Genomic DNA, 10,498 nt, shown 5'->3' with positions numbered 1-10,498 from the left:
GCCGCGTCGCGCGGCCGGCTCGCGTTGCCGCTGCTGCTGCTCGCCGGCATCGCGATCAATGCGCTGGCCGGCGCCGCGATCGGGCTGCTCACGTTCGTCGCCGACGATGCGCAGCTGCGTTCACTGACCTTCTGGAGCCTCGGCAGCCTCGGCGGCGCGCAATGGTCCGCGCTGGCGGCCGTCGCGCCGTGCGTCGCGATCGGCTGCGTGCTGCTCGCACGCGAACGCGACGCGCTGAACGCGTTGCAGCTCGGCGAGACCGAGGCGCTGCACCTCGGCGTGCCGGTGCAACGGCTGAAGCGGCGCGTGCTCGTCGCGGTCGCGCTCGCGGTCGGCGCGCTGGTATCGTGCGCCGGCATCATCGGCTTCATCGGGCTCGTCGCGCCGCATTGCGTGCGTCTCGCGTGCGGCCCCGACCAGCGCGTCGTGCTGCCCGGCGCCGCGCTGCTCGGCGCGTTGCTGACGCTCGCCGCCGATCTCGCCGCGCGCACGGTCGCGGCGCCGGCCGAAATTCCGCTCGGCGTGCTGACCGCGCTGCTCGGCGCACCGTTCTTTCTCGCGCTGCTGTGGAAAAGCCGCGGCGCGCTCGGCGGGTAACCCTTTCTTCACGACGACCATGCTGACCGCTCACCATCTCGACGTCGCGCGCCGCCACAACGCCATCCTCCGCGACCTGTCGCTGTCGATCGAACCGGGCCGCGTGACCGCGCTGCTCGGCCGCAACGGCGCGGGCAAGAGCACGCTGCTGAAGACCTTCGCCGGTGAGCTGACCGGCAGCGTCGCGCCGAGCGGCGTGCGCGTGACCGGCCACATCACGCTGAACGGCGAACCGCTCGCGCGCATCGACGCGCCGCGCCTCGCGTGCCTGCGCGCGGTGCTGCCGCAGGCCGCGCAACCGGCCTTTCCGTTCAGCGTCGACGAAATCGTGCTGCTCGGCCGTTATCCGCATGCGCGGCGCAGCGGCGCGACATCGCATCACGATCGCGACATCGCGTGGCGCGCGCTCGAACGCGCGGGCGCCGACGCGCTCGTCGGCCGCGACGTCACGACGCTGTCGGGCGGCGAACTCGCGCGCGTGCAGTTCGCGCGCGTGCTCGCGCAGCTATGGCCGGACGACGACGCAACGGAGAGCGGCCCGCGCTACCTGCTGCTCGACGAACCGACCGCCGCGCTCGACCTCGCGCACCAGCACCGGCTGCTCGACACCGTGCGCTCGGTCGCGCGCGAATGGCGGCTCGGCGTGCTCGCGATCGTCCACGATCCGAACCTCGCCGCGCGGCACGCGGATACGATCGCGATGCTCGCCGACGGCACGATCGTCGCGCACGGCACGCCGCGCGACGTGATGACGCCCGCGCATATCGCGCAGTGCTACGGGTTTTCCGTGAAGATGGTGGAAACCGGCGACGGTGCGCCGCCGGTCATGGTCCCGGCATGACGCCGCGGGCGCATGCGGGGCGGCCGCTTCCCGGTTGTCGATCGGCCGTCGATCGGCGCGCCCGGCTTTCAAGCAGCCTCATTCGCGCTTCCCTTTCGAGGAGACTCCCATGCCGCTTCCGATGACCCGCATCATCCTGTACGTCCAGGACGTCACGCTGCTGAAGGCGTTCTATCAACGCCATTTCGATCTGCCTGTCATCGAGGAAATCGACGGTGAATGGGCGGTGCTCGACGCGGGCGCGATCGAACTCGCCCTGCATCTGGCCGGCCCGGCGTTTCGCCACGCGGCCGAGCCGTCGAATGCGAACCCGGCGACGAACAACGTGAAGCTCGTCTTCCGGATCGACGCCGACATCGACGCGCATCGCGACCGTCTCGCGCGCGACGGCGTCACCGTGCGCGACGTCAAGCGCTTCGACGGATTCCCGTACCGGCTGCTCGACGGCATCGATCCGGAAGGCAATGTCTTCCAGGTGATGCAGCCGGACTGAATGCCGCCGCGCCACCTCGCGGCCGCGCGTCAATGCCCGACGTCGGCCGCGCCGAAGGTCCGCATCTTCCACCCGAGCCGCACGGCCAGCATCCGCATCGAGAAACCGGCCGCCAGCGCGACCACGGTCGCCGCGCCCGCATCGATGCCGAGATGCTGCATCCCGACGTACAACGCACCCGTCACGAACGCGACGCTCGCGTACAGTTCCTCGCGCAGGATCAGCGGCATCTCGTTGCACAGCAGGTCGCGCAGCATCCCGCCGCACACGCCGGTGATCGCGCCGGCCAGCACGACGATGATCGGCGCGGCGCCGGTCGACGCGCCGATGTCGCAGCCGATGATCGTGAACGCGGCGAGGCCGATCGCGTCGACGGTGACGAACAGCGTCTTCATTCGCGCGACATGCCGGGCGGCCCACGACGCGACGGTTGCCGCGGCGAGCGTAATCACCAGGTATTCGGGATGCGCGATCCAGCCGAGCGGATAGTGGCCGAGCAGCACGTCGCGCACGGTGCCGCCGCCGAGCGCCGTCACCGCGCCGACGAGCGCGAGCCCGAAGCGGTCCATCCCGCGCCGCATGCCCATCAGCGCACCCGACATCGCTTCCGCGACGATCGCAATCAGATAAAGCGTATGCATGGTGCGCGTCAGTCGTCGGTACGGAACAGGTCGAGCACGCGTTCGCGCTCGGCTGCGTCGACGGCCGCGGGCATCGGCTCGTCGGGTTTGCCGCTGCCGGCCGGCGCATCGGAGGCGTCCTGCGCCGCCGCGCCGCCGCAGGCGAAGCGGCTGCGGATGTACGACGGCACGTCGGCCGTGCACGTGCCGCGCGTGTATTCGGCGTAGACGAAATCGCCGTCGACGAGCGCGACGTCCTGCGGCGGCGTCGCATCGACCGGCGTGCGTCCGTCGACGGCCGTCTTCATGTAGTCGAGCCAGACCGGCAGCGCCAGCGTCGCGCCGGTCGCGCGCCCCATCGGGCGCGGCGTGTCGTAGCCGAGCCACGCGACCGCGACGACCCCCGACGAGTAGCCGGCGAACCACACATCCTTCGACCCGTTCGACGTGCCCGTCTTGCCGGCCGCGTCGTCGCGGCGCAGCGCGAGTGCGCCGCGCGCGGTGCCGGCCTTCACGACGTCGCGCAGCATGCTGTCCATCAAGAACGCGTTACGCGCCGACACGACGCGCGCGCCTTCCGGCGTCGTGGCCTCGTACATCGCGCCGCCGTGGCGCTGCTTCACCGACAGGATCAGGCGCGGCTCCATCCGCGTCCCGCCGTTCGCGAACACGCTGTACGCGCTCGCGAGTTCGAGCGGCGTCACCGCGCCCGCGCCGAGCGCGAGCGGCAGCGACGCCGGATTACGCTGCGCGTCGAAGCCGAAATGCACCGCGTGCTGCTGCACGTAGCGCGCGTCGGTGGCCTGCATCAGGCTGACCGCGACCAGGTTCTTCGAGCGCACGAGCCCGCGCCGCACCGGGATGAAACCCTCGTAGCGGTTGCCGAAATTGCGTGGACGCCACGGCCGCGCGCCGGTTTCCTCATGGGTGAGCGTGCGCTGCGTATCGTCGACGAGCACACCCGGGAAGTAGCCCTTCTCCAACGCGGCCGAATAGACGAACGGCTTGAAGCTCGAACCCGGCTGGCGATACGCCTGCAGCGCATGGTCGAACACGTTGCGATTGAAATCCGCGCCGCCGACGAGCGCGAGCATGTCGCCGGTGGCCGCATCGAGCGACACGAGCGCGCCTTCGAGCCCGTTGCGCGCATCGCGCTTCGCGCCCGGCTGCCGGCTCAGCGTACGCTGGAGCGCGGCTTCGGCCGCGCGCTGGTCGCGCATCGAGATCGTCGTCGTCACGTCGAGGCCGAGCGTATAGGCGTCGTCGTGAAAGCGCTCGACCATCATCCGGCGCGCGCGTTCGGCGACGTACGGCGCGGCGACGATCCCGGGCGGCGGCGTGGTCGCCAGCGCGATCGGCGCGTCGACGGCCGCACGGTACGTCGCGTCGTCGAGCTGGCCGAGTGCGTGCATCCGCCCGAGCACGTAGTTGCGCCGCGCGGTCGCGCGCGCCGGATTGACGACCGGGTTGAACGCGGACGGCGCCTTCGGCAGCCCCGCGAGCACGGCCGCCTCGCCCGCGTTCAGCGCGTCGAGCGGCTTGCCGAAATACACGTTCGCCGCCGCCGCGAAACCGTATGCGCGCTCCCCCAGGTAGATCTCGTTCATGTACAGCTCGAGCAGCTTGTCCTTGCTGTATTCGCGTTCGAGCTTGGCCGCCATCAGGATCTCGGCGAGCTTGCGGCTCAGCACCTTGTCGCGCGTCAGGTAGAAGTTGCGCGCAACCTGCATCGTGATCGTGCTCCCGCCCTGCCCCGGCTGCCCCGTCACGACGTTCGCGAACGTCGCGCGCGCGAGGCCGCCGACATCCACCGCGCCGTGCTGATAGAACTTCGCGTCCTCGGCCGCGAGCAGCGCGTGCCGCATCAGCGGCGGAATGCGTTCGAGCGGCACGAACTCGCGCCGCTCGACGCCGTATTCGGCGAGCAGATCGCCGTCGCGCGAGAAGATCCGCAGCGGCAGCGCGGGACGATAGACGGCGAGGTGCTCGACGGACGGCAGCTGCGTCCAGATGCGATTGATCGTCCATGCGCCGATGCCCGCGCACGCGAGCGTCAGGCCGAGCAGCGCGCCCGCGAGCGTGCGCCATGCGCGACGGCGGCGCGGCGGCGGCACGGGCGGCGGCGGAGGGGATGCGGTGTGGTCGGTCATGTCGGGCTCCTTCTTCGATGCTGCGACGGCCGGCGCGCGATATGCACCGACCGGTCACGAAAGGCGCGCATTGTCGAAGGGATCGCGCGAAACCGGAACATTCTTTAGCCAAAGTTTGGCTGGCTAAATTTTATTTAGGAAATGGTGTCGGGCCGTTCACGTCGAATGTGCGGGCACGTCAAACGCGGCCGGGAGAACCGCGCTGCGCGCGATCCGTTTCGCCTGTAGCATCGTGTGATGTTCGATCGATACCTCGGCCTGTGGGGCCTCGTACCCGACGGCGGCCCGATCCTGACCGCGAGCGGCGGCCTGTTGCCCGTTCTCTGGCAGGCGCGGCCCGCGATGCTGAAGGTCGCCACCTGCGACGAAGAGCGGCGCGGCAACGCGCTGATGACGTGGTGGAACGGGCACGGCGCGGCACAGGTGTGGCAGCACGACAGCGACGCGATCCTGCTCGAGCGCGCGCAGCCCGCGCCGTCGCTGGCCAAATTGTCCGCATCGGGTCACGACGACGACACGATGCGCATCGCATGCGGCGTCGTCGCCCGGCTGCACGCGCATCGCGCGCCGGAGCCGGTTTCGGTCGTGCCGCTGCGCGACTGGTTCCGTTCGCTGCTGTCGGACAACGCCGGCAACGACGTGCTGCATTGCTCGGCAACGATCGCACGCGAGCTGCTGGCCGGGCCGCCCGTCGACGAAGTCGTCCTGCATGGGGACATCCATCACGACAACATTCTTCATTTCGGCGATCGCGGCTGGCTCGCGATCGACCCGAAAGGGCTGCGCGGCGATCGTGCGTTCGACTATGCGAACCTGTTCTGCAATCCCGCGCACGAGATCGCGGCCGATCCGGCGCGCTTCACGCAACGCGTCGTGTGCGTGGCTGATGCCGCGCGACTCGATCGCCGTCGGCTGCTGAAGTGGATTCTCGCGTGGGCGGGCCTGTCGGCCGTGTGGCTGATGGAGGATGACCTGCTGCCCGAAACCCGGCTGGCGGTCGCGCAGCTCGCCGCGCACGCGCTCGGCTTGTAGCCGCGCAACGCAGCAGCATCCGCGAGCAGCCACGCATCGTCAGGATGCGCCGCATGCGTCCGTTCCACCTCCGAGGCTTGGAATCACCGGCCGCGCCTTTTCACCTGCGATGCGCGTGCGATGTGCAGCCGCATGAGATACACAAACGCGGCCGCACGGCGGACAAGGGCATTGAGGGCAAGTGCCTGCTCACGCGGCCCGGCTTGCGCGCCCGATCACCGGTGATGCATGCGTGATGCATCAGCATGAGAGACGCAAACGCCCCCGCACGGCGTACAGGAGCATCGAATGCGAGCGCCTGCTCACGCGACCCGGCTTGCGCTCCCGATCAGGGTCTTGGGCTCCAGATACGCGCCGATGCCCCACCGGCCCATTTCCCGCCCCAGCCCCGAATGCTTGAAGCCGCCGAACGGCGCAAGCGGCTCGTGGGCCAGCGTATTGACGAGCACGCGGCCGGAATCGATCTGCAGCGCCACGCGCTCGCAGCGTTCGGAGTCCTTGCCCAGCACCATCGCGCTCAGGCCGTAGCGCGTATCGTTGGCGATGGCGATTGCATCGGCGTCGTCTTCGTAAGGGATGAGGGTCAGCACCGGCCCGAAGATTTCTTCCTGCGCGATCCGCATCCGGTTGTTCGCCCGGGAAAAGACCGTCGGTTTCACGAACCACCCGGCCTGCAAACCGTCCGGCCGCCCCTCACCGCCCGCCAGCAGCACCGCGCCTTCTTCCTGCCCGATGCGGATGTAGTGCTGCACCCGCTCCCATTGCTTCGCGCTGACCATCGGCCCGATGTCGGTGCCGGCATCGCGCGGATCGCCTGAGCGCACACGCGCCACCGCCTGGCTGATCGCGTCTTCGAATTCCGCGAGCCGATGGCGCGGCACCAGCACGCGCGTCCCCGCGATGCAGGCCTGACCGCTGTTCATGAATCCCGCCTGCAGCACGAGCGGCATGATGCTCGCGAAATCCGCATCGTCGAGCACCACCGTCGGCGATTTGCCGCCGAGCTCCAGCGTCACGCGCTTCATCGTCGCCGCGCCGGCGCTCACCAGATGCTGGCCCACCGCGGACGAGCCGGTGAACGAAATCTTCGCGACGTCGGGGCTGCGCGAGATCGCGTCGCCGACCACGTCGCCGCGCCCGTTGACGATATTGAACACCCCCTTGGGCAAGCCCGCCGCATGCAGCGCCTCGGTGACGACCTGCGTCTGCATCGCGCTCATCTCGCTGGGCTTGATGACCGCGGTGCAGCCTGCCGCCAGCGCGGTGGCCAGCTTGTTGCAGATGAACCCCGCATCGCTGTTCCACGGCGTGATCAGGCCGGCCACGCCGACGGGCGTCATGATCACGCGGGCCGAGCCGGCCTGCTCCTCGAACGCGAACGTCTCCAGCGCGGCGATGGCCTGCCGGATCGCGTCCGCCGGATAGGTCGCCATCCAGCGGCCGCGCTCGACCGGCGCGCCGTATTCGGTCACGACGGCCTCCATCAGGTCGTCTTCCCGCGCGACGACGGCGTCGCGCATCCGCTCGAGCGCAGCGATCCGTTCTTCCCGCGTGGTGCGCGACCAGCCGGGAAACGCGGCCTTGGCCGCGGCGATCGCCCGTTCGGCATCCTGCTCGTCGCCGAGGCGGACCTGCCCGATCACCCGCTCGGTGCTCGGGTCGTGCAGGTCAAACCATTCGTCGCCGTGCGGCGTCACGAATTCGCCGTCGATGTAGATCCGTTCGATGCGTTGCATGGTGCGTACTCCTTGTGTGCGTATCCGACAAGCCGTCATGACACGCAGTCTAGGAATACATTACTGTTCCGATAAGCCGTCTTATCTCTGATGACTCATCCCGAAAATCAGGACAATCGATGCACCGCACCGGAATGACCGAGCTGGAAGTGGTCCTGGCCGTCGCGCGCCGCAGCAGCTTTCGCGGCGCGGCGCTGGAGCTGGGCATGTCGACGACGGCGGTGAGCAGCGCCGTGGCCGGACTGGAAGCGCGCCTGAAGGTGCGCCTGTTCAACCGCTCGACACGCAGCGTGTCGCTGACCGATGCGGGCCAGCGCTACGTGGAGCGCATCGCGCCCGCGCTCGCCGAGATCAGGAGCGCCGGCGAGGATGCCGCCGCCGGGCCCGACACACCGAGCGGCACGCTGCGCATCAACGCGCCACAGGGGGCCGCGCATCTGTTGCTGGGGCCGCTGTTCCAGCCGTACGCGCAGCGTTACCCCGACGTCCGCATCGACATCGTGAGCGAGTCGCGCCTGATCGACATCGTCGCCGAGGGGTTCGACGCCGGCATCCGTCTGGCCGAAGCCGTGCCGCAGGACATGATCGCCGTCGCGCTGTCGCGCGATATCCGCATGCTGGTGGTCGCAACGCCCGAGTACCTGAAGCGCCACGGCACGCCGCGCCATCCGCGCGACCTGCTCAAGCACCAGAGCATCGGCATGCGCATGGCCCACGGCGGCATCTATCACTGGGAGCTCGAACGCAACGGGCAGAAGCTGCAGATGGACCTGCCCGTGCGGTTCGCGCTCAACGAACTGGCCGCGATCAAGCAGGCGATCCTGTTCGGTCTGGGCATCGGCTTCATTTCCGAATGGTTCATCGGCGAAGAACTGAAGAGCGGCGCGCTGGTGCCGGTGCTGGCGCCGTGGTGCCCGTCGTTCGGCGGGCTGCGGCTCTACTATTCGGGCCATCGCTTCGTGCCCGCGCGGTTGCGCGCGCTGATCGACCTGGCGCATGAGCTGCGCCTGACCGATGCGCCGTTGAGCGTCGGACGCAAGGAATGACGCACGGGATGGCCCGCACCGCCGCCGTTCGGGCGACGGCAAGGTTACCGGCCCTGGAGTCGACATGCGCATCCCGGATAACCGCCGCGCAAAGAAAAAACCCGCCGGCATGCGCCGGCGGGTTTTTACATTCGACTGCTGGCGCGGCGCTCAGCGCGCCGGATTCAGCGTCAGGTTCATGTGACGGTTCACGTCTTTGTACAGCAGGTAGCGGAAGCGGCCGGGGCCACCCGAATAGCATGCCTGCGGGCAGAACGCGCGCAGCCACATGAAATCGCCCGCTTCGACCTCGACCCAGTCCTGGTTCAGGCGATAGACGGCCTTGCCTTCGAGCACGTACAGCCCGTGCTCCATCACGTGCGTTTCAGCGAACGGAATCACGCCGCCCGGTTCGAACGTCACGATGTTCACGTGCATGTCGTGGCGCATGTCGCTCATGTCGACGAAGCGCGTCGTCACCCATGCGCCGTTGGTACCCGGCATCGGGATCGGCTCGACGTCCTGCTCGTTGGTCACGAATGCGTCCGGCAGCGGAATGCCGTCGACGGCCTGGTAATGCTTGCGCACCCAGTGGAAACGCACCGCGGCATCGCTGACGTTGTGCAGCGTCCAGTCCGCGCCCGGCGGAATGAACGCGTAGCCGCCCGGCTCCAGCACGTGCTTCGTGCCCTGCAGCGTCAGCTCGGCTTCGCCTTCGACGACGAACAGCACGGCTTCGGCGTTCTTGTCCTGCTCGGGCTTGTCGCTGCCGCCGCCCGGGTTCACTTCGACGATGTACTGCGAGAAGGTTTCCGCGAAACCCGACAGCGGGCGGGCGATCACCCACAGGCGCGTGTTCGTCCAGAACGGCAGCCAGCTCGTGACGATGTCGCGCATCACACCCTTCGGGATCACCGCGTACGCCTCGGTGAACATCGCGCGATCGGTCAGCAGATCGGTCTGCGGCGGGTGGCCGCCGTGCGGCGCGTAATACGTTGTCTTAGACATAGTGCATCCAGGCAATGGGTTGGTCCGGCCCCGGGCGCCAACGGCATCGGGCGGCACGCATGCGCGTGGGGCACGCATGCGGCGGCGGGACATCGTTGCCGGGGTGGCTTGAAGGCGCACGCGCCTTCGTTCGGTCGGCCAGGCTTCGCGACGGGTTCGTCCGGTTCATCGGACGCAGCGGCCCATGCTTGCGGGGCCGGCGGCCGGGCCGTGGCGCTCGCGTTCATGCGGCGACGCGCGGCCGGCGGCACGGTTCGACGCCGTACGCGAGCATCGCCGACGATAGCGAAGTCGTTCGCAATCGACCAATTAAATGTTGCGATGGATTCCATTCGATTTCCCACTACCTGCCGGCACCCGCGATACGCGGTGAGGGAGCGTGGCGCGACGGTCTGGCTATCCGGGAAATCCTGACGGACGGGGCCGTGCAAACGCAAGTCGGCGGCGCTGGAGGCGCGGGTATGCAACTGCGGTCACGCCGGTCGCGCACGCGGGGCGCGATACATCCGGTTACGCAGATTGGCGTGCGCCGAAGCGTGCACGGCTGCGAGCCGCTCCGCACCGATCATGAGCCGTCGTCGGACTGAAACGGGCCAACGGGGCGGAACGAGGATCGAACGGGGTCGAATGGAACGCCAAGGATGTCGACGCTGCGCAGACGCATTCCGTCGCGAGAGGCGGTGTAGCCGGAAAACGGGGAAATGCTGCGAGGAGGGGAAACTGGACGGCCCATCGATCGGGCATCCGGCCGCGGCTGGCGAAGCCGGAAAATGTTCGCCGGTCTGGCCGGCGATGGCGGCCCGGCAGGCCGCCGGGCCGAATCTCGCGTCGGAAGCCGACGCCGTCTACGCGCCGGTGCGCGGCTCGCGCACCGTGCCGCGCGAGCGGCGATCAGTCCCAGTCGCGGTGGTGACGATGCTTGCGGTGGCGATAGCCACGATCGCCATGATCGCGCTCGTACGAGCTGCGCGACATGTTGCCGCCGAGCGCCGCGCC

General features: G+C 69.0%; 9 protein-coding genes. 5 read left to right on the top strand and 4 right to left on the bottom strand.

Going from position 1 to position 10,498, the window contains the following annotated elements; translation table 11 throughout:
• The 3 genes from ABY44_RS31520 to ABY44_RS31510 form a co-directional block, all read left to right on the top strand.
• On the top strand, positions 1 to 597 hold a 597-nt coding region (locus tag ABY44_RS31520), incomplete at its 5' end, for a FecCD family ABC transporter permease (protein WP_431643138.1).
• Between the two features lie 19 nt (positions 598 to 616).
• On the top strand, positions 617 to 1,438 hold the full coding sequence (locus ABY44_RS31515) for a heme ABC transporter ATP-binding protein (RefSeq protein ID WP_060173985.1): 822 nt from the start codon (positions 617 to 619) through the stop codon (positions 1,436 to 1,438).
• A 109-nt stretch (positions 1,439 to 1,547) separates the two neighbouring features.
• Positions 1,548 to 1,931 (top strand): VOC family protein, encoded by a 384-nt coding sequence (locus ABY44_RS31510; RefSeq protein WP_060083792.1) that lies wholly within the window; start codon positions 1,548 to 1,550, stop codon positions 1,929 to 1,931.
• A 29-nt stretch (positions 1,932 to 1,960) separates the two neighbouring features.
• Here the strand turns inward: ABY44_RS31510 and ABY44_RS31505 are convergent, their stop codons facing one another.
• Together ABY44_RS31505 and ABY44_RS31500 are read right to left on the bottom strand one after the other, a co-directional pair.
• Positions 1,961 to 2,572: a trimeric intracellular cation channel family protein gene (locus ABY44_RS31505; RefSeq protein ID WP_027790403.1), complete on the bottom strand. Its 612-nt coding sequence runs from the start codon at positions 2,570 to 2,572 to the stop codon at positions 1,961 to 1,963.
• 8 nt (positions 2,573 to 2,580) lie between these two features.
• Positions 2,581 to 4,701 (bottom strand): penicillin-binding protein 1A, encoded by a 2,121-nt coding sequence (locus tag ABY44_RS31500; RefSeq protein WP_060173986.1) that lies wholly within the window; start codon positions 4,699 to 4,701, stop codon positions 2,581 to 2,583.
• 237 nt (positions 4,702 to 4,938) lie between these two features.
• On the opposite strand from ABY44_RS31500, the gene ABY44_RS31495 reads away from it, so the two are divergent.
• Positions 4,939 to 5,733: an aminoglycoside phosphotransferase family protein gene (locus ABY44_RS31495; protein WP_060173987.1), complete on the top strand. Its 795-nt coding sequence runs from the start codon at positions 4,939 to 4,941 to the stop codon at positions 5,731 to 5,733.
• Between the two features lie 302 nt (positions 5,734 to 6,035).
• Here ABY44_RS31495 and ABY44_RS31490 read toward each other — a convergent pair whose 3' ends face one another.
• Positions 6,036 to 7,469, bottom strand: a complete 1,434-nt coding sequence (locus ABY44_RS31490) for an aldehyde dehydrogenase family protein (RefSeq protein ID WP_060173988.1) — start codon at positions 7,467 to 7,469, stop codon at positions 6,036 to 6,038.
• A 119-nt stretch (positions 7,470 to 7,588) separates the two neighbouring features.
• Between ABY44_RS31490 and ABY44_RS31485 the strand changes: the two genes are divergently transcribed.
• Positions 7,589 to 8,515: a LysR family transcriptional regulator gene (locus tag ABY44_RS31485; RefSeq protein ID WP_060173989.1), complete on the top strand. Its 927-nt coding sequence runs from the start codon at positions 7,589 to 7,591 to the stop codon at positions 8,513 to 8,515.
• Between the two features lie 150 nt (positions 8,516 to 8,665).
• Here ABY44_RS31485 and ABY44_RS31480 read toward each other — a convergent pair whose 3' ends face one another.
• On the bottom strand, positions 8,666 to 9,502 hold the full coding sequence (locus ABY44_RS31480) for a bifunctional allantoicase/(S)-ureidoglycine aminohydrolase (protein WP_431643134.1): 837 nt from the start codon (positions 9,500 to 9,502) through the stop codon (positions 8,666 to 8,668).
• Between the last annotated feature and the right edge of the window lie 996 nt (positions 9,503 to 10,498).

This window comes from Burkholderia sp. ZZQ-2, from assembly GCF_050768715.1.
Taxonomy (GTDB): Bacteria; Pseudomonadota; Gammaproteobacteria; order Burkholderiales; family Burkholderiaceae; genus Burkholderia; species Burkholderia cepacia.
The sequence above is the reverse complement of the archived record's forward strand: the minus strand, read 5'-3'. Positions and strand labels throughout refer to the sequence as shown.

What these genes read in the sequence shown, in the direction of transcription:
- ABY44_RS31515 (WP_060173985.1), top strand. Translation starts at nt 617, where the DNA reads ATGCTGACCGCTCACCATCTCGACGTCGCGCGCCGCCACAACGCCATC.
- ABY44_RS31510 (WP_060083792.1), top strand. Translation starts at nt 1,548, where the DNA reads ATGCCGCTTCCGATGACCCGCATCATCCTGTACGTCCAGGACGTCACG.
- ABY44_RS31505 (WP_027790403.1), bottom strand. Translation starts at nt 2,572, where the DNA reads ATGCATACGCTTTATCTGATTGCGATCGTCGCGGAAGCGATGTCGGGT.
- ABY44_RS31500 (WP_060173986.1), bottom strand. Translation starts at nt 4,701, where the DNA reads ATGACCGACCACACCGCATCCCCTCCGCCGCCGCCCGTGCCGCCGCCG.
- ABY44_RS31495 (WP_060173987.1), top strand. Translation starts at nt 4,939, where the DNA reads ATGTTCGATCGATACCTCGGCCTGTGGGGCCTCGTACCCGACGGCGGC.
- ABY44_RS31490 (WP_060173988.1), bottom strand. Translation starts at nt 7,469, where the DNA reads ATGCAACGCATCGAACGGATCTACATCGACGGCGAATTCGTGACGCCG.
- ABY44_RS31485 (WP_060173989.1), top strand. Translation starts at nt 7,589, where the DNA reads ATGCACCGCACCGGAATGACCGAGCTGGAAGTGGTCCTGGCCGTCGCG.
- ABY44_RS31480 (WP_431643134.1), bottom strand. Translation starts at nt 9,502, where the DNA reads ATGTCTAAGACAACGTATTACGCGCCGCACGGCGGCCACCCGCCGCAG.